The 20,702-nt window shown below is 61.1% G+C and carries 25 protein-coding genes and 1 pseudogene; 16 read left to right on the top strand and 10 right to left on the bottom strand.

The genetic code is table 11. The features are described 5' to 3' along the window. Positions 1-61 precede the first annotated feature (61 nt). From L1073_RS01040 to L1073_RS00990, 11 genes are all read left to right on the top strand, one after another. Positions 62-1,447, top strand: coding sequence for a type II and III secretion system protein family protein (locus L1073_RS01040; protein ID WP_246896369.1), 1,386 nt, complete (start codon positions 62-64; stop codon positions 1,445-1,447). A gap of 186 nt (positions 1,448-1,633) precedes the next feature. Next, positions 1,634-2,860, top strand: a complete 1,227-nt coding sequence (locus L1073_RS01035; RefSeq protein ID WP_246896368.1) for a TadA family conjugal transfer-associated ATPase — start codon at positions 1,634-1,636, stop codon at positions 2,858-2,860. A gap of 20 nt (positions 2,861-2,880) precedes the next feature. Further along, on the top strand, positions 2,881-3,732 hold the full coding sequence (locus L1073_RS01030; protein ID WP_246896367.1) for a type II secretion system F family protein: 852 nt from the start codon (positions 2,881-2,883) through the stop codon (positions 3,730-3,732). A gap of 9 nt (positions 3,733-3,741) precedes the next feature. Continuing rightward, positions 3,742-4,632 (top strand): type II secretion system F family protein, encoded by an 891-nt coding sequence (locus L1073_RS01025; RefSeq protein WP_246896366.1) that lies wholly within the window; start codon positions 3,742-3,744, stop codon positions 4,630-4,632. 14 nt (positions 4,633-4,646) lie between these two features. Then, positions 4,647-5,549: a tetratricopeptide repeat protein gene (locus tag L1073_RS01020; protein ID WP_246896365.1), complete on the top strand. Its 903-nt coding sequence runs from the start codon at positions 4,647-4,649 to the stop codon at positions 5,547-5,549. Between the two features lie 55 nt (positions 5,550-5,604). After that, positions 5,605-5,958: a DUF3613 domain-containing protein gene (locus L1073_RS01015; protein WP_246896364.1), complete on the top strand. Its 354-nt coding sequence runs from the start codon at positions 5,605-5,607 to the stop codon at positions 5,956-5,958. Positions 5,959-5,960: 2 nt separating this feature from the next. Continuing rightward, positions 5,961-7,790 carry a Tad domain-containing protein gene (locus L1073_RS01010; protein WP_246896363.1) on the top strand — a complete coding sequence of 610 codons (1,830 nt, stop codon included), beginning with the start codon at positions 5,961-5,963 and terminating at the stop codon, positions 7,788-7,790. Then, positions 7,783-8,262, top strand: coding sequence for a TadE/TadG family type IV pilus assembly protein (locus L1073_RS01005; RefSeq protein ID WP_246896361.1), 480 nt, complete (start codon positions 7,783-7,785; stop codon positions 8,260-8,262). The genes L1073_RS01010 and L1073_RS01005 overlap by 8 nt, the downstream gene beginning before the upstream one ends. A gap of 90 nt (positions 8,263-8,352) precedes the next feature. After that, entirely contained in the window at positions 8,353-10,857 is a 2,505-nt protein-coding gene (locus L1073_RS01000) for a putative bifunctional diguanylate cyclase/phosphodiesterase (RefSeq protein ID WP_246896359.1), read from the top strand. Positions 10,858-11,126: 269 nt separating this feature from the next. Further along, on the top strand, positions 11,127-11,390 hold the full coding sequence (locus L1073_RS00995) for a hypothetical protein (protein ID WP_246896357.1): 264 nt from the start codon (positions 11,127-11,129) through the stop codon (positions 11,388-11,390). 216 nt (positions 11,391-11,606) lie between these two features. Then, on the top strand, positions 11,607-11,810 hold the full coding sequence (locus tag L1073_RS00990; protein WP_246896355.1) for a cold-shock protein: 204 nt from the start codon (positions 11,607-11,609) through the stop codon (positions 11,808-11,810). A gap of 86 nt (positions 11,811-11,896) precedes the next feature. Here L1073_RS00990 and L1073_RS00985 read toward each other — a convergent pair whose 3' ends face one another. Together L1073_RS00985 and L1073_RS00980 are read right to left on the bottom strand one after the other, a co-directional pair. Then, on the bottom strand, positions 11,897-12,562 hold the full coding sequence (locus L1073_RS00985; protein WP_246896354.1) for a hypothetical protein: 666 nt from the start codon (positions 12,560-12,562) through the stop codon (positions 11,897-11,899). Between the two features lie 274 nt (positions 12,563-12,836). Beyond that, a complete protein-coding gene (locus L1073_RS00980; protein WP_246896352.1) occupies positions 12,837-13,865 on the bottom strand; it encodes a CNNM domain-containing protein in 1,029 nt (342 codons plus the stop codon). Positions 13,866-14,026: 161 nt separating this feature from the next. Here L1073_RS00980 and L1073_RS00975 point away from each other — a divergent pair, with 161 nt between their 5' ends. From L1073_RS00975 to cysQ, 3 genes are all read left to right on the top strand, one after another. Continuing rightward, on the top strand, positions 14,027-14,305 hold the full coding sequence (locus L1073_RS00975; protein ID WP_246896351.1) for a CopG family ribbon-helix-helix protein: 279 nt from the start codon (positions 14,027-14,029) through the stop codon (positions 14,303-14,305). Beyond that, a complete protein-coding gene (locus L1073_RS00970) occupies positions 14,293-14,583 on the top strand; it encodes a type II toxin-antitoxin system RelE/ParE family toxin (protein WP_246896349.1) in 291 nt (96 codons plus the stop codon). The genes L1073_RS00975 and L1073_RS00970 overlap by 13 nt, the downstream gene beginning before the upstream one ends. Positions 14,584-14,650: 67 nt before the next feature. Beyond that, on the top strand, positions 14,651-15,487 hold the full coding sequence (gene cysQ, locus L1073_RS00965; RefSeq protein WP_246896347.1) for a 3'(2'),5'-bisphosphate nucleotidase CysQ: 837 nt from the start codon (positions 14,651-14,653) through the stop codon (positions 15,485-15,487). Positions 15,488-15,657: 170 nt separating this feature from the next. Here the strand turns inward: cysQ and L1073_RS00960 are convergent, their stop codons facing one another. The 5 genes and pseudogenes from L1073_RS00960 to L1073_RS00940 all read right to left on the bottom strand — a co-directional run bounded on the left by L1073_RS00960 (position 15,658) and on the right by L1073_RS00940 (position 17,597). Beyond that, complete coding sequence (locus L1073_RS00960; RefSeq protein ID WP_246896346.1) at positions 15,658-16,206, bottom strand: GNAT family N-acetyltransferase; 549 nt, start codon at positions 16,204-16,206, stop codon at positions 15,658-15,660. Further along, positions 16,158-16,451 carry a type II toxin-antitoxin system TacA family antitoxin gene (locus tag L1073_RS00955; protein ID WP_246896345.1) on the bottom strand — a complete coding sequence of 98 codons (294 nt, stop codon included), beginning with the start codon at positions 16,449-16,451 and terminating at the stop codon, positions 16,158-16,160. The genes L1073_RS00960 and L1073_RS00955 overlap by 49 nt, the downstream gene beginning before the upstream one ends. A 359-nt stretch (positions 16,452-16,810) precedes the next feature. After that, on the bottom strand, positions 16,811-17,101 hold the full coding sequence (locus L1073_RS00950) for a HigA family addiction module antitoxin (protein WP_281505942.1): 291 nt from the start codon (positions 17,099-17,101) through the stop codon (positions 16,811-16,813). Positions 17,102-17,152: 51 nt separating this feature from the next. Then, positions 17,153-17,281: pseudogene (locus L1073_RS17165) on the bottom strand (type II toxin-antitoxin system RelE/ParE family toxin); the annotation flags it as partial. A gap of 28 nt (positions 17,282-17,309) precedes the next feature. Further along, entirely contained in the window at positions 17,310-17,597 is a 288-nt protein-coding gene (locus L1073_RS00940) for a toxin-antitoxin system HicB family antitoxin (RefSeq protein WP_246896344.1), read from the bottom strand. Between L1073_RS00940 and L1073_RS00935 the strand changes: the two genes are divergently transcribed. Both L1073_RS00935 and L1073_RS00930 read left to right on the top strand, forming a co-directional pair. Next, a complete protein-coding gene (locus L1073_RS00935; protein ID WP_246896343.1) occupies positions 17,596-17,853 on the top strand; it encodes a type II toxin-antitoxin system RelE family toxin in 258 nt (85 codons plus the stop codon). The two genes, L1073_RS00940 and L1073_RS00935, sit on opposite strands and share 2 nt — an antisense overlap. Further along, complete coding sequence (locus tag L1073_RS00930; RefSeq protein ID WP_246896342.1) at positions 17,850-18,257, top strand: helix-turn-helix transcriptional regulator; 408 nt, start codon at positions 17,850-17,852, stop codon at positions 18,255-18,257. The genes L1073_RS00935 and L1073_RS00930 overlap by 4 nt, the downstream gene beginning before the upstream one ends. 155 nt (positions 18,258-18,412) lie before the next feature. On the opposite strand, the gene L1073_RS00925 is transcribed toward L1073_RS00930, so the two are convergent. The 3 genes from L1073_RS00925 to L1073_RS00915 form a co-directional block, all read right to left on the bottom strand. Beyond that, complete coding sequence (locus L1073_RS00925; protein WP_246896341.1) at positions 18,413-18,754, bottom strand: type II toxin-antitoxin system HicB family antitoxin; 342 nt, start codon at positions 18,752-18,754, stop codon at positions 18,413-18,415. Beyond that, complete coding sequence (locus L1073_RS00920; protein ID WP_246896340.1) at positions 18,754-19,002, bottom strand: type II toxin-antitoxin system HicA family toxin; 249 nt, start codon at positions 19,000-19,002, stop codon at positions 18,754-18,756. The genes L1073_RS00925 and L1073_RS00920 overlap by 1 nt, the downstream gene beginning before the upstream one ends. A 67-nt stretch (positions 19,003-19,069) precedes the next feature. Further along, positions 19,070-20,464 (bottom strand): aminotransferase class V-fold PLP-dependent enzyme, encoded by a 1,395-nt coding sequence (locus L1073_RS00915; RefSeq protein WP_246896339.1) that lies wholly within the window; start codon positions 20,462-20,464, stop codon positions 19,070-19,072. Positions 20,465-20,702: the final 238 nt, after the last annotated feature.

Genomic DNA, 20,702 nt, shown 5'->3' with positions numbered 1-20,702 from the left:
GACAAGCGCGACACTTCATGCCGATGCTAGATGTCGCGCCAATGCAGGGAAGAAGGAAAACATGATGCAATACCTACCGACGTCGACTGTCATCGCCGTGGGACAGCGCGCTGTGTATGGACTGTTGTGCTTATTGGCGCTGTCATTTTCCGCTGTGTCGATGGCTCAGCAGGATGACGGGCAAGAAGGGCGCACGCTGCGTCTGGATGCCGGTGGTCAGCAGCGCCTGACATTCGACCGCCCCGTGGAACGCACGGCCCTGGGGGATGGCGATATCGCCAGCGCCCAGGTGCTGGATGCACGTCAACTCATGGTCACCGGGTTGGCGGCGGGGACGACCTCGCTGAGTGTATGGCGCAATGGCGATGACGAGCCCCGGGACTATCGCGTCACGGTGCGTCCGCGCGGCGCGCGGGGTATGGAATCCGAATACACCCTGGCCGACGGCACCGATACGCCGACTCTCTCGGGCGAGAGCGAGTCCCTGTCGCGTCATGACCAGGCGCGCAATCGGCTCGGCGATCAGAACACGGTCGATGCCACGCGCCAGAGCGGTCCGGTCCAGGTACAGACCGATATCCGCGTGGTCGAGGTCAACCGCAGCAAACTGCAATCCGCCGGCTTCTTCTTCGGCAAGAATAACGGCGGTAACACCCTGGCAGGCGTCGGTACCAGCGGCGCCTTGGGCGGTGCCGAGGCCGTCGGCGACACCTTCAGCGAAGGCTTTTCCTTCCTCACCGGCTCCGGCTTTCAGACCGGCGATGGTGGCTACAACATCGTCGGAGGCAGCGCCGACGACAGCATGCTCGGCGTGATCAGCGCCCTGCGCAGCAACGGCTTCGCCTACACCCTTGCCGAGCCCAGCCTGGTCACGCTCTCGGGGCAAAGCGCCTCGTTTCTCGCCGGTGGCGAATTTCCCTTCCCGATCAGCAACGACGATGGCGACGTGCGCATCGACTTCAAGCAATTCGGGGTGAGGCTGCAACTGACGCCCACGGTGCTGGATAACGACAGCATCATGCTCAAGGTGGCCCCAGAGGTCAGCGAACTCGACTTCACGCAAGGCGTGCAAGCCAGTGGCGTTGCCGTGCCCGCGCTGAACGTGCGGCGTACCGACACCAGCGTGCAGCTCGGCGACGGCGAGAGCCTGATCATCAGCGGCCTGGTCAGCAACAGCACCATGCAGACCGTGGACAAGTTCCCCGGCCTTGGCGACCTGCCGATCATCGGCGCGTTTTTCCGCTCCACGCGTTTCGAGACCGAAAACAAGGAACTGGTGATGGTCGTCACGCCGCACCTCGTCTCACCGATGGCGGCGGATGCGCCGCGTCCGGACCTGCCCGGCGAGGCGCTGCGTCGCTACGACCCCTCGTATCTGGAACTGCTGTTCGACCCGCAGGACGCCGAAAGCCTCGAGCGCCTGGGGAACGTCGGCTTCGGCGACTGAGTGTCGATTTTACATCCGGCAATCAGTGGGCGCCGGGGGCAAGACGCAGCGAGGGTTTTTTGCCATGGATGGCAAAAGTAGCGCCCAGGGAAGGGTTTACAGCGCCCTCGCCAGGCTTGTTACCGGCATAGCCGCTTGGAACGTTAAGCGGTGTCTCTCAGGGGCCACCGCCAGGGAGGAAACACCATGGCACTGCCACGTTTTGGACAACGTCACTTGAACGTCGTCGCCGACCCCGACGACCCGGCCTTCAAGTCGGAACTGCACCGCAGCGTCATCGAGCGCTTCGAGGACGAAGGCATGGAACTCGATGCCGAACCCAGCGTGTTGTTTACACGCCTAGAGGATAGCGTGCGCGACTGGCTGGCCGAGCGCGGCGAGTTTATCCCCGACGACGCCATGCAAACGGTACTGCAATCGCTGTATCACGAAATGACCGGCTACGGCCCGCTGCAACCGCTGTTGCGCGATGATGGCATCACCGACATCCTCATCAACGGGCCGCACCACGTCTTCGCCGAACGCGAGGGCAAGCTCGAGCGCGTCTCCCAGCAGTTTCTCAACGATGCTCATGTACTGCGCGTGGTGCGCCGCATGCTGGCACCTCTGGGGCGGCGGCTCGATGAATCCAGTCCCATGGTGGATGCCCGCCTGGAAGACGGCTCCCGCGTCAACGCCATCATCCCGCCGCTGGCGCTGGACGGTCCTTGCGTCTCGATCCGCAAGTTTCGTCACGACGCCATGAGCGCACTGGCGCTGGTCGAACGCGATGCCTTGCCCGCCGCGCTGCTCAGCGAGCTGGAACAAGCCGTCGAACGGCGGCGCAACATCCTCATCAGTGGTGCCACCGGCTCGGGCAAGACCACTTTGCTCAATGCCCTGAGTCAGTCGATTCCGCCGCACGAACGCGTCGTCACCATTGAGGATGCCGCCGAACTGCAGTTGCGCAACAGCCATGTCGTACGTCTCGAAACGCGCCCCGCCAACAGCGAGGGCGAAGGCGAGATCAGCGCGCGGCAACTGGTACGCAACTCGCTGCGCATGCGTCCCGACCGCGTGATTCTCGGCGAGAGTCGCGGCGATGAAGTTCTCGATGTGCTGCAGGCCATGAACACCGGCCATCTGGGCTCGATGAGCACGGTGCATGCCAACGCGGCGGCGGATGCCCTGGTCCGCCTGCAGATGATGGTGCGTCTATCGGGCTTTCAGGGCTCGGATACCCTGATCAACCGCATCATCGCCACGGCGCTGGATCTGGTCGTGCATGTCACCCGCGACGTGAAAGGTCATCGCCATGTGCTCGAGGTGCAGCGCGTAGTCGGGTTCGATAGCGACATCATCAAACTCGAAACGCTCTATCATCGCCACGACGCGCCCTGGACCCAACTCGCCACCGCGAGGGTACAAGCATGACCTTGTGGTGGTGGGTCGCAATGGTTTTGCTGTTGGCCGCGGCGGGGCTGGTATGGACCAGTGCGCGGGCAGCCTCGATGCCGCGCGAAGCGGGCGCGCCACGCCGTCAACGGCGACGTATCGCGCCCAGCGAGTCGTTGCTCGACTGGTCGCTCGACTATCTATTGCGTGCCGGCATTCAACTCACACCGCGTCGACTGGTGATCGCCGTCGCCCTGGTGCTGAGTGTGCTCGCGGTAATGCTGGTACTGCTCGATCAACGCTGGAGCCTGTACTTGCTGGCGGGCGTGCTGGTGGGCGGCAACCTGCTATTGCAATGGCGAGCGCGACGCCTGCGCTCGCGTCTGCGGGCCCAGTTGCCGGGGTATCTCGAACAACTGCTGCGCGAGCTTTCCGTCGGCGCCAGCCCGGAAAACGCCTTCAGGCGCCAGATCGCACGCAGCGCGCCGCCGCTTCGCAACATGCTCGAACGGGTCTGGGCGCGTCGCGAACTGGGGATGGAACTGCATGAAGGTCTGGTTCGCGAGAGCACGCTGCTCAAGCTCAACGAATTGGCGCTGCTGGCCACCGCGTTGGAAGTCAATCAACGCCACGGCGGCAGCCTGCGCGACATTCTGAGCAGCTTCATCACCCTCTTGCGTCAGCAAGAGCGCGGACGCCGCGAGCTCAAGGCACTCACCGGCGAAACGCGTTTCACCGCCATGGTGCTGGCCGTCATCCCGATATTGATCGGCGGTTACATCCTGATTACCAACCCCGAGTTCCTGAGCACCATGTGGCACAGCGCGGATGGTCGCGCGGCGCTATGGCTGGCACTGGGACTCGAATTGAGCGGCTGCTTCGTGATGTGGCGAATGCTCAGGGCGATTTGAGGAGGGCGCATGCAAGCAGTGATGTGGTTACTCGCCAGTGGCGCGGTATTGATGACTGCCGCCGGGGTTTGCTGGGCCCTCGCGCAGCGGAGCCTGGAACGCCAGCCCCCGCAAGCGCCGGAAAGCTGGCGCCAGACCGAGTCGCTATTGCTGCGTAGCGGTAGCGCATGGCGCGTGCATCGGCGCCGGCATGCGCGCAGCGCCGAGCTGGCCATCGTCCTGCGCCAGGCGGGGTTCATCGGCTCGCGTTCTCAAGCGCGCCTACTGGGCGTGCTCGGCACGCTGGCGGCCTGCGCCTGGCTGGTGGGCACCGCATGGGGCTGGGAGCAAGGCCGGGACGTTTGGGGCAGCCTGTTGTTGGGCGTCGCGGCGAGCGCGCTGACCGGCGTGTTGTGCTGGGCGTGGATCAAGAATCGCCGCCGTCAGCGAACCCGTGCCCTGGATGAGGAAATCGCCCTGGTATTGCAGGTCACGCGGATGCTCTGGGAGGCCGGCATGACGCTGGAAAGCGTGCTGCAAGGGTTGATCCACAACCTCGAAGGCACCGCCCCGGAAAGCGTGCGCGAACTGCGCAGCGTGACCCACAAGATCGAAGCCGGCCAAGCCCGCGAAGATGCCCTCGAGGAAGTCGCCGATGTGCAGGCCAGCGAAGGCCTGGGCGACTTGCTCAAGTTGCTGGCGCAAGTTTCGTCCAGCGGGGGCGGCGCGCGGGACTCGCTGCGCACGCTGGGCGAACTGCTGCGCGATCGGCGGCGCACACGCCTGCAAGAAGCCGTTACCCGGCTCTCGGGCAAGATGTCGCTGGTCATGATGGTGTTTCTATTCCCCGCCTTGCTGATCGTTTTGGCCGGGCCCGCCGTACTCAATCTCGCCGGTGCGCTGGCGACCCTGGGAGGTTAATGATGTCGCATGCAATGTCGTCTCGGCCATGGCATGCCCTCGCTGGCATCGTCTGTCTGATCGCGCTGGGCGGATGCGCCAGCTCGTCGACACCGAACACCGCCTGGACGCAACCCCAAGGCGCACAGAGCGCGTCCAGCCGCCTGGCGGAGCCCGAAGAAAGCCAGGGCGATACCCGGCGCGGTGCCTGCGGCGAGGAAATGACGGCCACCGCCGGCATGCAGATCTCGCTGATCCGCCAGATGCTCAACGATGACAAGCCGCGCGCTGCCCTGGCGCATCTCGATGACTTGTCGCTGGACGCAGCGCGTGACTCGCTGGCCGAGCCGCGCCTGCTGCGGGGTGAGGCGCTGCGCAAGACGGGCAAGCGCGACAGGGCTGACGCCGTCTACGAGACGCTCACCGAGACCTGCCTGGCCGCCGATGCCTGGCGCGGCATCGCGCGTAACCAGGCCGCACGGGGAAAACTCGAGACCGCCTTGGACTCCATGCAGCGTGCCCGCGAGGCGCGTCCCATCGACGCCGCCATCCGCAATGACCTGGGCTATCTGCGCCTGTTGGAAGGTCAGCCCCGACAAGCGCAAGACGAATTCCTCACCGCTCTGGAACTCAGTCCCGATTATGCGCGTGCCGCGCGCAACCTCGTTATGGCGCTATATGCCCAGAACAATGATCGGCAGGCGCAAGGCGTCGCCCAACGGTACGGAATCGATCAGGAAGAAGTGGCGTTGTTGCGCCAGACCCGGCTGGCCAAGGCCGAATCGTCCAACGCTACTTCAAGCGACGACGCGAGTGCCGCTGCCGATGCTGTCTCCAGTGTCTCGGCGTCTACCCCGAGTGGCGCGGGCGCATCGATCACTCAAACCCCCATCGAGAGGCCAACCGCTCCGGGCTCGCTCGAAATCATTCGCCAATGACGGCGTATCGCTCGGACACGCCGACCGACAGCAGACTTACATGCAGGAGACTCACATGCTTACGACACACACAGCATTCATGAACTCAGGTGCACCACGTCTCGGGCGTCTCGCCATGACCGCGCTCGGCGGCTTGGTACTGGTGGGCATGGCCAGCGGTCAACCCGCCCAGGGCCAGCAGGATACCCAAGGTGTCGAGACGACGCGCACGCACAACGATCTCTCGGGGCATCCCGGCCAGGCAACGCAGCGCTTGCTCGAATGGCAACGCAGCGGGCGTGGTGCCTCGTCCCACCGCCAGGAACTCGCAGGGCCCGTGCAATCGGCCATCTGGCAGCGCTACGTGGAAAGCTTCGAACACGAGATTCCCGAGCGTTATATCGACAGCGACGACTTCGGGGAACAATAAGCATGCCGCGTCGCGCATTGCCTACGTCGCCTGGTGCCCAACGCGGCGCCATCGGCCTGCTCGCTATGGGCGTGCTGGGGCTGGTGATCCTGTGCCTGGTGCTGGCGCTGGATGTGGGGCGGCTGTATTACGAACAAGCCAAGCTCCAGAAGCAAGCCGACACCGCCGCCATGGAAGCCGCGGCGGCCCTCATGCGCACGCAGGACATGACTCAACTTCGCGAGATCGCCAACGCCAATTTGGTACGTGGGTCGGATGCTGAAGGCAGTTCCCTTGAACTGCAACGCGGCATGGTCGAGGTGAAAGACGGGTTCAATGTCTTCACCGCCAGTGACGATGTCACGAGCGATGCCGTCAGAGTGGTGGTGAGCGAAGCGGTGCCGACCAGTCTGATCGTCAATCTCCAACGGCTGTTCTCTGATTCCGACTCCAATATCGAGGAGCAAAGCACACTCAGCGCCTCGGCTGTGGCGCGCCGTACACCAGTCGCCGCCATCGCGTTAGGTACGCAGCTATTGTCCGTCGACGGTGACAAGACACTGCTCGAGCCCGTGCTCGCAGCGCTGGGGGCGAAGAATCTAGACCTCGATCTGGTGGGCTACGAGGGCCTGGCACAAACCCAGATAACCCTGCTTGAACTGGCGCGTGAGTTATCGGGCGTGGATGTTGACTTGAGCGCCGCCGGTCTGGACGAACTCCTGGCGACGGACGTCACGGTCAGTGAATTGGCCGAAGCCAGTCTTGCCGCTTTGCGCCGGCCCGGCAATGGTGATGCACTCGTGGCGCTGCAATCCGCTGATGACGCCATTGGCCTCGGCGAGGTGAACACGGCACTCGATGACCTGATCGGCGGGTTATCCGGCAATGCGTTGGATGTCTCCGTTCCTTTGGGGGATCTACTGGCGGTAGATGTCGAATCCCCGGAGCGTGACAGCGCGCTTTTCGCCGGTGTGGGGCTCGGCAATTTGCTCAGCGGCGCATTGCTGGCAGCGAACCAGCAAAGCGGCATACATATCGACAATCTTGAGGCCAATATCGGTGACTTGACCAACGTGTCGCTTGATCTCGACATCATCGAGCCGCCGAAAATCGCCGTGGGGCCGGTGGGGTGCGAGACCTATGCGGCGGACGGGTGTGACGAATGGCGCAGCGAGGCGAAAACGGCGCAGTTGGAGCTGGATCTCGACACGGAGGTTAACGTCATAGATTTGGTAACGCTGGATCTGGGGTTGGAGCTTGAATCAGCTTCGGCAAGTGGTGGTATCGAATCCGTCGAGCCGGCGGGCGATCAGCGATACGACGTGAGCGTCAGCGCTCGCTCGGCGCTGCTGACGAGCACTGCTGACGTTGAGCTGAGCCTGCTGAAGTTCGCCGATCTACTCTCCCTGCGTCTCAATAACGACGCAGAAAGCCAAACCGTTACCGCCGCGGGTACCGCGTATCACGACACGCTGGATGCCTGGCCCTTACAGACGACGCTGCGCTTCGGCGAAGGCATCGGTGGTGTCTCGGGGCTGCTAGGGCCGCTGCTGACGGAATCGAATATTGAGTTGTCATTGCTCGATGATGGAAACGAGCAGTGCAACGGCCTTCTTGGCTGCTTAGGGCAGGGTATAGAAGACCTGGTGAACGAGGCGCTGGGTTCCGTCGGCGACTTGCTGTCAGCACTTACGGCGGGGCTCGACGATGTGCTCGACAGCGTCCTGGCGCCCCTTATCGACCCGCTGCTCAACGCCCTGGGATTGAGCCTCAATGGCGTGGATGCCGAAGTGCTCGGTGTCGAGTACGGAAAAGTCGAACTGATCCGCGTAGGGGAAGTTTCCGATGAGTAAAGCGAATCGCTTCAAGTACACGCCGCGCAGGCGCCAAAGCGGCGTGGCCGCCATCGAATTCGCCATCGTCTTTCCGGTGTTCTTCTTAGTGCTTTATGCCTTGATCGGTTACGCCTTCGTGTTTCTGATTCAAAGCGGCTTGCAGAACCTGGCGAGTGAAACCGCGCGCCAAGCCGCGACGATCAGCACCACGCTCGTACAAGAAGGCGATGAAGACCCCGTGGAAAAGCTTGAAGATCGCCTCACGGAGCTAGGTTTAATTACCGGTGAGGATGGCACACAAAAGGATGATAGTTGGCTCGCTCGCTTTAATACCCGGTTTTGTGAGGATGACCCCCCCACGTTTGAAGAAGGGTTGCTGACTATCTGCGTTCAAGCTGACTTTCCGCTTCCTATCTTGAACCTATTTGGCATCAGCATACCGGGCACGCCAGATCCCTTGACAACGACTGCCAGCATCTTTCTCGATTGAATGGCATGAAAGATGTCGCCGACGTCTATGCTAAGTAGTGACTCGGGGAAAGGATGGCGGGTTTCATCTCGACGGTAGGAGGCCGCACGCATGCTAAAGGGCATCAACAAGTCCGGGCCTTGGCTATGGTATCTCCTTGTATTGGCGATCCTGCCGCTGGATGGGGCAGGGGCGGCCGAGGATGACGCTCCAGGACCGTCTGCGACCGCGTCCAGCGCCATGATCGTGGTGCCCAGCCAGCTTGCGTTGCAAAGTGACGACGCCCTGTTGAGCGATGTGCGCGACGCGCTAACTCGTCGCATGGGTGAGGGCAATGTCAGCCTCGAGGTACTGGGAGCGGATCGTTTCCCCCAAGAGACGATGCTGCGTCGCTGGCGCGAAACCATGGCGCATCGCCAGGCCGATCTCGGCTACGTGCTGCTCATGCATGACGCCGCCGTGCGCGCCTATCGTCATCTGTCTACCTCTTCCAGGAACGCTTCCAACTCGCCCGAGAATGCTTCCAACTCGCCCGAGAACGCGATAGCGGTGGCCTATGGTGTGCGTGACGGCGAGCTTCGCGAGTGGCTTAAAGCGCGGGAGATCAAGCATATCGGGCTCGACACCTATGCCGAGCGCGGCTTGCGCTGGGCCCTGGAGGCTCGCCGCCCGCAGGAAGGCCCGCTGGCACTGTGGTACGCCCAGGGCGAGCGCCGCGATGCGTTGGTGGCCAGCGCACGCCGGGTGGGTTCGCCCTGGCTCAGCGATGCCTGGTTGGCGTTGGAATCGCCCGACGAAAACGTGCTGGCGCGTTTTCGCGCGCGCCGCCAGCAACAAGGAGAACCCCTGCAAGCCTACCTCTCGGCACCCGTCACGCAGGCCAACCTGACGCGCGTCAAGGCGCTGGCCGAGCAGGGCTGGCAGTTCTGGTGTCATCAGCGTGAATGGCTAAATCACGGCTGCCTGGGGGGCGTCTTCCCGGCGCCCGAGCATATGGCCGATAGCCTGGTCGACGCCTTGCTCGCGCCCCAAGGCGCACGGATGCAAGGTAGAGAAGCCCTGGAAAATGGCCTGGCATTGGACGGCGCGCGCCTGGTCTCCGCCACGCCTAGCGTGCTGTACAGCGCTCGGGAGCAAATCGAGGTATCCGCACAGGAGGGCGTGAACTGGCTCGAGGTACCCGACGCGGTCGTCGATCAGCGTCAATGGACCTGGTGGGCCTTCGCCCTGGCGTTGGCCGCGCTGGTCATAGCGGGGCTCGCCATCTGGCTGGCGCGGTGGCGCGAGCGTAAGCAGCGTTTGAAGCGCCAGGCCCTGCGTAACGACCGTGTGACCGACCTGCCGGGGCGCGTGCTCCTCGAACGGCGCTTACAACGCGCCATGGACGACGCCTACGCCGTCTCGCTTTATTACCTGGCGTTCGATGATTTGCGCCGCCTGCGTACCCAGTTCGGGGTCGAATGCGCCGACCTGGCGGCTCAGGGCATTGCCGAACGCCTGCGTGATACCTGTGGCGGCGTGTGTTATCCGGCACGGCTCTCGGATGATGTCTTCGTGGTCATGGCCTCCGGCGCGCAAGCCCCCCTGGCCATGGCCGCGCGTTATCAGGAACTTCTCCATGCGCCCATCGAGGTTTACGGCGTGCCGCATCGGGTCGAACCGCGCATCGGGATCGCCATGTCGCCCGAGCATGGCAAGACACCCATGGCACTGTTGCAAGCCGCGCAGGATGCCGCCGACCAGGTGTTGGTCAGTGCCGGGGCCGAGCCGCAACTGTTCAAGCTCGAGCTGCTCAAGACCGCCGAGCGTCGGCGGTTCCTGGCGGAAACATTGGCTGATGCAATGGAGCAGGAAACGCCGTTCTTCGAGCTGTATCTGCAACCCCAATACCGTCTTGCCACTCGGCAACTGGTGGGCGCTGAAGCCTTGATTCGTTGGCAGCATGCCACCTTCGGCACTATATCGCCGGGTGAATTCATCCCCGTGGCCGAAGCCAGCCACCAGATCGTGCCGCTGGACGAAAAAGTCTTCGATGCCATGCTCGGCTGGCTGGCGCGCCATGAATTACCGCAGACGCAGCGCCTGGTTTGGGCGATCAACCTGTCGATACGGCATTTCGACGATCCCCAATTCGGCGATTGGCTGCTGGCGCGCTGCAAACATTATGGCGTACCGCCGCACTGTATCGAGCTCGAGGTCACCGAGCACGTCGCCACGCAGGATCTTGCTCAGGTTTGCCAGATCATGCGCACTCTGCGCTTGCACGGCTTCGGATTGGTGCTGGACGACTTCGGGGTCGGCTATACTTCGCTGCGTTTTCTCAAGGAATTGCCGTTCACCAAGGTCAAACTCGACAAGGTCTATATCGATGCCATCGCCGACGACGAGCGCAGCCAATTGCTGGTCAAAGGCATCATCGATCTAGCGCGGGGGCTAGGGTTGACTGTCGTCGCCGAAGGGATAGAAACTCAGGAGCAGATGGATGTCCTGCAAGGACTGGGGTGCCCCGTTGGCCAAGGCTATCTACTGGGTAGGCCCAGGCCCGTCGAGTCTTTCCTGTGGCGGCTGTCACAGCGTCAAGAAACGCTGCCATCGCACTCCGCACGCGCGCATTAGGCCCTTGGAGAGAAAGGCCCTTGGCGACAATTCGTCGAGCGCGGAGCATATAAACCCCCGCAGGGATTGAACTTCGCAGATTTGGCATCATCTATAATACTGGGCCGAGTCAATGCCAAGCGATTCAGACGCCGCCTATTCAGAGAGATCGTTTTTCCCGCGTTACCTATCAGCGTGACTCGTTGCCTTACGTCGAGCGTCTCCGGTAAGCCTTGCCGAAGGCGTGGCATTACGCTTTTGAACCGTTACATCGTGATTTCAATATTTCCATGAAAAACAATCGTCAAGCCTCGTCCCAAATGGACGAGCGTGAAAAGCTCCGCAAGTTTCGTGAACTCGATGACGCCTTCGCTACGGCTCTTCAGGAGCTCGATGACGGCGGGGCAAGCAATGAAAAAGCCAAGCCTCAAGAGCCGCCGTTCGAAGAACGTCTGCAGGCGCTGATGAACGAATACAGCCAATCCAGCCAAAGCGTCGCCACGTTGTTGCGCACCATCGTCGAGCTGCGTCATTCGTCACGCGGGGCGCAGTGAAACGCCTGTCGGGGCGCGTCACTGGCGCGCTGAGAAGATACGAAGAGAAAGTGTTGACAGCGCTCCCGCAAAGGTCCAAGCTTAGCGCAGTAGGTTAGCAAGTGGCGTACCGCAGTAGTAATCGATGTCTTCGAGAGCTTGGTGTACCGCTAATTTGTTTTACCCACTGCAACTCGGGTAAATACCCGGCAATTGAAAGTGTAAAGGATATCGAAAATGGCAACTGGTACAGTCAAGTGGTTCAACGACGCTAAAGGCTTCGGCTTTATCTCTCCGGAAGATGGCGGCGATGACCTCTTTGTCCACTTCTCCGAAATTCAGGCTGAAGGTTTCAAATCTCTGCAGGACGGTCAAAAGGTTGCTTTTGACGTCACTCAGGGCAAGAAAGGCCTTCAGGCGTCCAACGTCAAGCCCGAGTGATCTCACTCGCTTGATTCGAAGCCTCTAAGGTTTCGCATGACAGGGCCCGCTTCGGCGGGCCCTGTCACGTTTGGGGCGGCGGACGATCAACGGCTACCCGGCAGTGACTCCAGCCACTGGCGTATACGCTTCTGGTGCCAGCGACGCGACACGCGGTAGGTATCGAACGAGGTCGGTACGATCAGACAATCCTGATTCTTGACGTTGGGGTCGAGATCCGTCTTTTCCAGCATGAAGCAACGGTAGGCTCCCAGCGGGCGATTCTCGCTGCCGTAGATCGCGATCAGCCGAATCTCCAACATTCTCAGCATTTCACCGTCGAGTGTCAGCGTGCTCCGGTCGATATCGAGATTGTGCCCCTCGGCGATGTGGTCGATGATCTCCCTGAACGAACACACCTGATGGTAACCGCCGGAAGCGAGTGGTCCTTGGCGCGTGGCGCGCTCCTCACCGCTCTCTTCTCTGCTGTCATCCGACCGGGTGTAGTCGGTTAGATCGCAGGTATATTCGCCCTGAGACGTATGCAAGACCCCCAAGACATTCGTGACGAATATCGCTTCTGAGCTCATGTTGCTGATCAGGCACATGCCATCCGGTGACTTGCTGCGCCCGCGGTTGATAAGAATGCGCGGCCGCCGCTGGCGTGCAAAGCCCAGGTAAAGAAGCTGCGCGTAGAACAGCCACACGGCCAAAGTGCAGAAACTCGCGATTGCGCTCAGCGCACCGCTATTATTGTTGAGCCACTCGAGCATTCCTTGCTCTCCTTATGGGTGGTAAGTAAATGGTATTGTTTGAAAAAGAAAAAACGCTATCGACGCAGAGCGTCTGACAGCGTTCGTTGCTGGCGTTAGTAGTCTAGCAAAAGGCGTGAAACGTGCGTCGCGAATGGCGTGGTACATCCACCTATTGCGCGGGGCATATAGCTTGTTATGTCATAAGCTAAGTTTCAATAACAATTGTTAAGAACAAGACATAGAGCCTGTCACTTTAAAAAGTTGATTCTGCGCGAGGTCAACCGGGCGCGGATCAGCCGGCGTCGTTGCCGTCACGCTTGAGGCGTTTCACCCAGCGTTGCTTGGCGTATTTGCGCAGGTTCTCGACGTTGTCCGTCTCATCGACGATATCCTGGCCGAGAATCGTCTCGATCACGTCTTCCAGTGTGATCAAGCCCACCCAGGTGCCGTGCTCGTCGTACACCACGCGCATGTGCCCGTGATCCTTGAGCATCGCGGTGAACACATGCTCGACGTTATCCGTCTCGTGCAGTGCCTCGATGGGGTGCATCAGCGCCTTCATGGTCTGCTCATCCTCGGCGTGATAGGTATCCGCCTTATGGATGTAGCCAATCGCCTGCTCGCCGCCGTCCATCACCGGAAAGCGCGTGAACTGCATCTTGCCGTACTGCGCATCGAATTCCGCCACGCTGAGATCTGGCGTCACCGCCACGCACACCGTACGCGGCGTCATCACGCTTTTTACCCGAATCTCGTGCAGGTTGAGGATATTGACGATGGCACGCGTCTCGTCGCTATCCAGCGCCTTCTCATCCAGGCCGATGCTCGCCAGCGCCTTGATCTCGCCGCGCATATCGACATCGTTCTCCGAGGAGCCGATACGATTGGTGATCCGCTCGGAAAGCCAGATGAATGGCGTCAGCAGCACGATCATCACCCGCAGGATCGGCGGCAGCAGCGGGGCGAGGGCTCGCCAGTAGCTTGCGCCGATGGTCTTGGGGATGATCTCCGAGACGACCAGAATCGCCAGCGTCATCACTGCCGAGGCAATCGCCACATGCGCATCGCCGAATACCACCGCTACCTGCGCGCCCACGCCCGTCGCGCCCACGGTATGCGCGATGGTATTGAGCGTGAGGATCGCCGCCAGCGGCCTATCGATGTTGGACTTCAGCTTTGAAAGCGAGGCATGCAGCTTCGGGCGCTCGTCCTTCAACTGCGCAATATAGCTTGGCGTGAGTGACAGCAACGCCGCCTCGAGAATGGAACACAGAAACGAAAACCCGATGGAAAGCAGGGCAAAGGCCGCAAGGAGGACCATGAAGACTCTTGGTTGAGAATGGAGCGGGTATTTATCCAGTCCCGAAGAAAGCTGTCAATCCATGCTTTAGGCGTTTTGCTTTCATCGACAGCCAGGCCGCACCGGTCTATAGTATTTAAAGGTAATACCTCTTACTACGAGCTTTAATTACGGAGGCTGACATGGCGACCCCGACATCCATCAAGCTCGACGACGATTTGAAAGGAAGGGTGCAGCACTTGGCCGATGCGCGCCGACGCTCGTCGCACTGGCTCATGCGTGAAGCCATCGAGCAGTATGTCGTGCGTGAGGAAAGCCGGGAAGCTTTCAAGCAGGAGGCGCTCCGGGCTTGGGAGGACTACCAGGCGACGGGCCTGCACGCGACTGCAGACGACGTAGAGAAGTGGCTGAATAGCTGGGGAGCGGATCATGAGGCGCCCGCTCCCACATGCCACAAGTGATCTTCGCCCCGGCAGCGATCAGCGACCTCGAGCGGCTGCGTGACTTCTTGCGACCGAAGAACCCCGCAGCGGCCGAGCGAACTGCCGAGGCTATCCTCCAAGGCGTCCAGGCACTCGGAGAACATCCCCATATCGGACGCCCAATCGACGACCTGCCAGAAGCCTACCGGGATTGGCTGATTGACTTCGGCGATAGCGGCTATATCGCCCGGTACCGTGTCGACGCTGACACCGTGGTAGTGTTGGCCATCCGTCAACAGAAAGAAGCGGGCTTCTAGCTGGCTGCCCAGCAACCGTGCCCATCTGCAATAGTCTCAACCCGATATTCCGGATACCCGAATCAAGATGACCGATTTTATTACCGATTCCACGCGCAATCGCCTTATCGAGGGCGTTCACGTCGCCGGCCAGGAAGTCATGGCGATTTACCGTCGCGACTTCGAAATCGAGGAAAAAGCCGACGCCAGCCCGCTCACTGAGGCGGATATGGCCTCGCACCACGCCCTGGTCGGGCTGCTGGAAGCGCTCACCCCCAAGGTGCCGATTCTCTCCGAGGAATCCGCCGCGATCCGCTATGAGACCCGCCAGACGTGGCAGCGTTACTGGCTGATCGACCCGCTGGATGGCACCAAGGAATTCATCAGCCACAACGGTGAATTCACGCTCAATGTCGCTCTGGTGGAAGACGGCGTGCCGGTGTTCGGCATCGTCCACGCGCCGGCGCTGGAAAGCGGCCCCGCGACCTGGTGGGGCCAGCACGGGGAGGGCGCCTACAAGCGCGAGAACGGCGATGACGACCAAGCGATTCATGCCCGCGCCTTGCCCGACCCCCAGGCCGAGCCCTGGAAGATCATCGGCAGCCGCCGGCATGGCGCCGAAATCTTCGACGCCTTTTGCCAGCGTCTGCCCGCGCATGAATGCGTCTCCATGGGCAGCTCGTTGAAGCTATGCCTGGTGGCCGAAGGCCAAGCCGATCTCTACCCGCGCCTTGCGCCTACCTGCGAATGGGATACCGCCGCCGCCCAAGCCATCGTCACCGCCGCCGGCGGCCACGTACTCGATGTCGAAACGCTCCAACCGCTGCGCTGCAACCAACAAGACAGCGTCTTGAACCCCTTCTTCATCGTCTGCGGCCAACGCGACGCACGCTGGGAAAACGCCCTGCGCGAAAGCATCGCCTGATGCGGTCATGAGCTACGAGCTACGAGCTACGAGCTACGAGCGGCGGGCGACGAGAAACGAGCTGCAATCCTGCCGAAGCTCGAAGCTCGAAGCCACTCTTCACAGCGCCCCGAACCTGGCGCTCGAAGCCCGCTAACCACCACATGCTTCGACAACCGACCCTATTCCCGTCATCCGCCTCGGGTCTTCAACGACAAGAACAGCATAAGGGGGTTGTCGGGGGTCTCGAGAAAACCATGCTTCTTGTAGAAAGCTGCTGCATCCTCATCGAGCGCATCGACAATTAGAGCACGCGCTGCAACATGTCCAGCCGCGATCAAAGATCGCTCGATAGCATCTCCGAGCAAGTCGCCACCGAGTCCCGCACCCTGGCAAGGCTGATCTACCGCTAGCCTCCCCAGCTTTATCACAGGCAATTCAGTGGGCATGTTGCGCCGCATGTTCTTGGGGGCTACGTCCCGCAGCACCGCGCCGGTCGCTAGTGAGAAGTAGCCTGCCACCTGGCTTGTTCCTTCATAGCACACGACATACGTCGTTGTGGCCTTACGCTGCGTGTTCTTGACACCTCGATCCTTCAAGAAGTCGTTAAGGCTATGCCGGCCACAATCGAACTTATCGACTTCATGAAGCTGGGCAATAACGACAGGAGGGTCAACACGCGCCGCTTCAATTACGTCTTGTCCCAGCGTTTCTTTCGGTTCATCAGCTTCATCACACATGGATTGTCCTCTATGGGGGCTTCTAATGCCCTCTCGAAGGCCTCAAACGAGCGATCATCCATGACAAGCACACGCCGATCCATCAAGATTTCCTCTGCTCGGCGACATGCTGCATCCAACACGAAGCTGGTCCGATCACCGCCACATTCTGCAACGGCCCTATCGATGAGGGCGCGTTTCTTACTCTCAACGCGCATATTGAGAGGCAACAACTTATTCGGGCGCGCCTCTGCAACTTGACTCATGCTCATCACCTGTTTAATTAAATTTTTACTGACTCTTTAGCCGTTTAATGGCGCTAGCATCGCCACACACTGAATGCGTGTGTCTTGTGACACACAATAGCGCGTCGTAACGCCATCGTCTATACCGTAACGCTATTAGCTACACGTATAGCTAGGCCTCTCGGGTCAATTTGGGCACACTCTATTAAAGCGCCCCGGACCTGGCGCGCGAAGCCGCTCTTCACAGCGCCCCGAACCTGGCGCTCGAAGCACTCATCAGTGCCATCGAAGAGACAGCCGAGGCACTACCCCAGCATCCCTACCTGTATCGCCATGGGCGTGTCCTTGGAACGCGAGAGGAAATTTTTCTCAAACAACGCTTACGCCAGCTTGGCGAAGCGCTCGATGGCCGGCTGGGTGCGGTGTTCGGCCTGCCACAAGTCGTAATCGCCTTGCACTGCCAGCCAGGTACGCGCCCGGCCGATGCCGGCCCGTTCCAGACGAACGGCCAAGTCGGGGCTGATCGGTGCCCGCCCGTGCAGAATCCGCGACAGGGTTTCCCGCGCTAGCCCCAGACGACGCGCCATTTCCGTTACGCTGATGTCCAGCGCCGGCAATACATCTTCGCGCAACGTCTCACCGGGGTGCGGGGGGTTGTGCATGTAAGCCATGTGCCACCTCCTGGTGATAATCCAAGTAATCGACCAGCCCGGCAGGTTAACCGCTTCTAGATCTTCCGCGCGGTCGAGCATTGCCAGAATGCGCCCCAGACGCTTGGCGTGGTTGGTGCGAATCCTCTTGGTAGTGCCTGTTTCGAAGAAGTCACGCAGGCCCTTGTGTCGAAAGCTGATGATAATGTCTCACGTGTGACTTATCACATCACACGTGACAAGCCAAGTGCAGGTCGTGGCCGACGCGCACGTTGAAGGAACCCTTGCTCGGAGTCTCGGGCGCCTCACCGAGTTGCTCGCAGGTGGCGAGATAGTCATCGACGGCTTCGCGGAACGCGGCTTCCAGCTCCGCCACCGTCTCACATGCACGTTCGGGGGCTTTCAAGTCTGCAACGAAACGTGCGTACGAGGCAGGCGCGTGATACTCGCCCGGGTCGGGGAACCGCCCCGGACAGGCACTGGCATTTATTATCACATTGTGTGATACTTTATCCATGTACAAAATTACGTTCAAGAAATCGGCGGCCAAAGGCTTGTGCAAGATGCCCGCAAAGCAGCGGCGTCAGCTCAGAGAATCGCTGGAGCAGCTAGCGCAGGACCCGCAGCGCGTTGATTTGGATACGCGGAAATTGCAGAGCCGGCCCGGCTATCGGCTCAGAGTGGGTCGATGGCGGGCGATTTACAAGATCGTCGACGACGAGCTGGTGATTTTGGTGTTGGATATCGGACCCAGAGGGGACATTTACAAATGAACGCACAGATCATTGAACGGGAGGGGCGGCCGGAATACGCCGTCATTCCTTATGACGAATACCGGGAGCTGTTGCACAAGGCCGAAGAGCTGGATGACGTGACGGCGTTTGATCATGCGACGCGCGAGCTGGCGGAGGGACGTGACGAGCTGGTGCCGGCAGAGGTGGTCGACCGGCTACTTGCCGGGGAGAACCCCGTCAAGGTCTGGCGCGAATACCGCCGCTTGACCCAGGCCGCGCTGGCCGAGCCGGCGGGCGTATCCCAGTCGTACGTCGCCATGATCGAGCGCGGGGATCGAACCGGGCGCATCGAAGCACTGCGCAGGATCGCCGATGTGCTCGGCGTGAGCCTGGATGACCTGCACGACGACGTACTGCGGGAAGACGAAGCAAGTGGGCCATAATAGTGATCGCCCTGCGCGAAAGCGTCGCCTAGCGCGGCCATGCCGCGAGCTACGGGCGGCGAGCCACGAGCTATAATGTTGCTCGAAGCTCGAAGCCGCTCTTCACAGCGCCCCGAGCCTGGCGCCCGAAGCCCGAAGCCCGCAGTGTCCGGCAGTCAAGGATGCTGTTGCAGGTAGTCGTTCAGCGCCTGGCGGGTGAGGTCATTGAGCGAGATGCCGTGTTGCGAGGCTGAAACGGCGGCGGCCAGGTGCAGGTCGTGGCCGACGCGCACGTTGAAGGAGCCCTTGCACGGGGTCTCGGGCGTCTCGCCGAGTTGCTCGCAGGTGGCGAGATAGTCATCGACGGCTTCGCGGAACGCGGCTTCCAGCTCTGCCACCGTCTCGCCTTCGTAACTGACCAGGGCGCGAACGAACTGCAGCTTGCCGAACAGGCAGTTGTCTTCGGTGCTGGCTTCGAGGGAGCCGTAGTAGCCCCGGTACTTCAAGAGTTTTTCCATTAGATCAGCCCTCCTGAGCGTAGCTGCTCGATGACTTGGCGCTTGGCGTAGGCCTTCAATTCGTTACCTGGATGCGGCTTGTGCAGGTTGATCATGGCCTGGGGGTCGCCATTGTGGAACTTGATACGCGAGCCTTGGCCGTCAAGTTGCCGATAGCCGAGTCGTTGCAATAGAGTTTCCAGCTCTTGCCACGTGAAGGTGGCCCGCTCGTTCAGCAACTTGGCAATGAGCTTTTCCGTTTTGGACATCCTGGCTCCTTATGGCGACTAAATATAGTTGCAGTATTGCATTATTGCAAGCCCGAAGCCCGCAACCTTACCCCCACGCCTCCGCTGGCCGTTCCAGCAAGGGCTCCAGCGTCTGCAGGCAGGTCTCGATCTCTGCCTCGCTGTTGTAATGGCTGACGGATAAACGTGTGGCGGTGGTATACCCAAACGGCGCGAGTGCGCGCCTGGCCTGGGGCGAGGACAAAAGCTGGGCGGCGATGCCGGTGGCCGCTAGCCACTGAACTACCTTCCACGCTTCGATTCCGCGTACATCGAATGCCACGGTGGCGTCCCGCCATGACGAATGCGGCGCGCCGATCACCCGCACGCGTGGATGGCCGTGCAAGCCGCATCGCCACAATGACGTCGGCGATGCGCTCGCCTCCGGTGTTTCCGGCGCCTCGGGAAAGCCATGCAACAACCGGTTCAGCAACGCCCGCTCATGGGCCTGAATGGCCTCGCCCGCTGCCTGTAAGCGAGAACACCGGGGCGGGGCGCCGGTGAAAGGCCTGCCCAGCCAATCGAGATACGCCACCCACTCGGTAATGCTCGCCAGGGCAGTGGGCTCCTCACCGCTATGCGGCGCCATCAAGCCGTTCGGTGGCGTGCCGCGCATGGCCAGTGACAAACGCCGCGACAGCCATGCAAACCCTTGCCGAGGGCGACAGAAGATCGCCTCCGCACCGACCACATACGCATCGATCTCCCAATGCGCCACCGCCAGCGGCGCGTGCGCGGCGTGATGCTCCCCCATCACCAGGATGAAACACGCCGGCGCCACCTCGCGGATGGCATGCGCAATCGCCGCTACATCCTGGCGCATGCCGGTGAAAGGGCAGGTATGCACGAGCGTGGCAACGCGCGTCTCCGGCGTTACGCAATGCGCGTACTCCGCCACTTCCAGCCGACCGGTGAGTGGATTCACCGGCACCGTGGCACTGCTCAACGCCCGCTGCCTGGCGCGCAGTGCAATGGCCGTCGCCTCCTCGGCAGAGGCCAGCGCCGTGGTCACGACATGGCTCCCGCGGGGAGTCGCCCCCAGCGCCAATGCCAATACCTGTGCCCAGCATTCCGCCACGCTAGATGCCCGCCAAAGCTGATCATGCGAACCTGCCGACGCCACTCCCAACCAGGTTGCGAGATCCTCCCAGCCATGCGTCGTCAGCATTGCCTGAACATGATGGCCCGGCGCGTCCGTCTCCAGCGGCACCGGCAAACTCGCCAACTCCGCATTAATCTGCACCGCTGACTTCAACGCCAGCGGCTCGCCGACACCGTTCAAATGGATTCGCTTGCCATCGATGGGGCAGTGGTCGACGTAATAGAAATGCCCCCGCACCTGCCGCAACAACCGCGGCGGCAAGCTGACCGCCCGGCCGCACGTCGCCGAGCTAGCGCCGTGCGGGGATTCGTGCATCGCATGTACCGCGTTCGTCATTGCCATCCTCAACCGTCCTCCATGCAGCGTAACCAATAGTTCAAAATTAAATGTAACTAATGGTCAAGTTAAGCACATGGCGCGGCGTGTTGCATTAGATAAATGCGAATGACGATGTCAGCCAATCAATCAGAATTCTCGTGGAATAAGCGTAATACAGCGTAACTGTTTGTTGATATTGGGTTGTTAAGGTAATTCCGGTAACATCTGCAACTCAAAATCAAACAAGCCGTCATTAGCGTGC

It is taken from the genome of Chromohalobacter nigrandesensis (genome assembly GCF_023061285.1).
In the GTDB taxonomy this organism is placed as follows: domain Bacteria; phylum Pseudomonadota; class Gammaproteobacteria; order Pseudomonadales; family Halomonadaceae; genus Chromohalobacter; species Chromohalobacter nigrandesensis.
The sequence above is the reverse complement of the archived record's forward strand: the minus strand, read 5'-3'. Positions and strand labels throughout refer to the sequence as shown.

Coding starts and splice junctions, on each gene's coding strand:
- L1073_RS01040 (WP_246896369.1), top strand. CDS start 62: ATGATGCAATACCTACCGACGTCGACTGTCATCGCCGTGGGACAGCGC.
- L1073_RS01035 (WP_246896368.1), top strand. CDS start 1,634: ATGGCACTGCCACGTTTTGGACAACGTCACTTGAACGTCGTCGCCGAC.
- L1073_RS01030 (WP_246896367.1), top strand. CDS start 2,881: ATGGTTTTGCTGTTGGCCGCGGCGGGGCTGGTATGGACCAGTGCGCGG.
- L1073_RS01025 (WP_246896366.1), top strand. CDS start 3,742: ATGCAAGCAGTGATGTGGTTACTCGCCAGTGGCGCGGTATTGATGACT.
- L1073_RS01020 (WP_246896365.1), top strand. CDS start 4,647: ATGTCGTCTCGGCCATGGCATGCCCTCGCTGGCATCGTCTGTCTGATC.
- L1073_RS01015 (WP_246896364.1), top strand. CDS start 5,605: ATGCTTACGACACACACAGCATTCATGAACTCAGGTGCACCACGTCTC.
- L1073_RS01010 (WP_246896363.1), top strand. CDS start 5,961: ATGCCGCGTCGCGCATTGCCTACGTCGCCTGGTGCCCAACGCGGCGCC.
- L1073_RS01005 (WP_246896361.1), top strand. CDS start 7,783: ATGAGTAAAGCGAATCGCTTCAAGTACACGCCGCGCAGGCGCCAAAGC.
- L1073_RS01000 (WP_246896359.1), top strand. CDS start 8,353: ATGCTAAAGGGCATCAACAAGTCCGGGCCTTGGCTATGGTATCTCCTT.
- L1073_RS00995 (WP_246896357.1), top strand. CDS start 11,127: ATGAAAAACAATCGTCAAGCCTCGTCCCAAATGGACGAGCGTGAAAAG.
- L1073_RS00990 (WP_246896355.1), top strand. CDS start 11,607: ATGGCAACTGGTACAGTCAAGTGGTTCAACGACGCTAAAGGCTTCGGC.
- L1073_RS00985 (WP_246896354.1), bottom strand. CDS start 12,562: ATGCTCGAGTGGCTCAACAATAATAGCGGTGCGCTGAGCGCAATCGCG.
- L1073_RS00980 (WP_246896352.1), bottom strand. CDS start 13,865: ATGGTCCTCCTTGCGGCCTTTGCCCTGCTTTCCATCGGGTTTTCGTTT.
- L1073_RS00975 (WP_246896351.1), top strand. CDS start 14,027: ATGGCGACCCCGACATCCATCAAGCTCGACGACGATTTGAAAGGAAGG.
- L1073_RS00970 (WP_246896349.1), top strand. CDS start 14,293: ATGCCACAAGTGATCTTCGCCCCGGCAGCGATCAGCGACCTCGAGCGG.
- cysQ (WP_246896347.1), top strand. CDS start 14,651: ATGACCGATTTTATTACCGATTCCACGCGCAATCGCCTTATCGAGGGC.
- L1073_RS00960 (WP_246896346.1), bottom strand. CDS start 16,206: ATGTGTGATGAAGCTGATGAACCGAAAGAAACGCTGGGACAAGACGTA.
- L1073_RS00955 (WP_246896345.1), bottom strand. CDS start 16,451: ATGAGTCAAGTTGCAGAGGCGCGCCCGAATAAGTTGTTGCCTCTCAAT.
- L1073_RS00950 (WP_281505942.1), bottom strand. CDS start 17,101: ATGGCTTACATGCACAACCCCCCGCACCCCGGTGAGACGTTGCGCGAA.
- L1073_RS00935 (WP_246896343.1), top strand. CDS start 17,596: ATGTACAAAATTACGTTCAAGAAATCGGCGGCCAAAGGCTTGTGCAAG.
- L1073_RS00940 (WP_246896344.1), bottom strand. CDS start 17,597: ATGGATAAAGTATCACACAATGTGATAATAAATGCCAGTGCCTGTCCG.
- L1073_RS00930 (WP_246896342.1), top strand. CDS start 17,850: ATGAACGCACAGATCATTGAACGGGAGGGGCGGCCGGAATACGCCGTC.
- L1073_RS00925 (WP_246896341.1), bottom strand. CDS start 18,754: ATGGAAAAACTCTTGAAGTACCGGGGCTACTACGGCTCCCTCGAAGCC.
- L1073_RS00920 (WP_246896340.1), bottom strand. CDS start 19,002: ATGTCCAAAACGGAAAAGCTCATTGCCAAGTTGCTGAACGAGCGGGCC.
- L1073_RS00915 (WP_246896339.1), bottom strand. CDS start 20,464: ATGGCAATGACGAACGCGGTACATGCGATGCACGAATCCCCGCACGGC.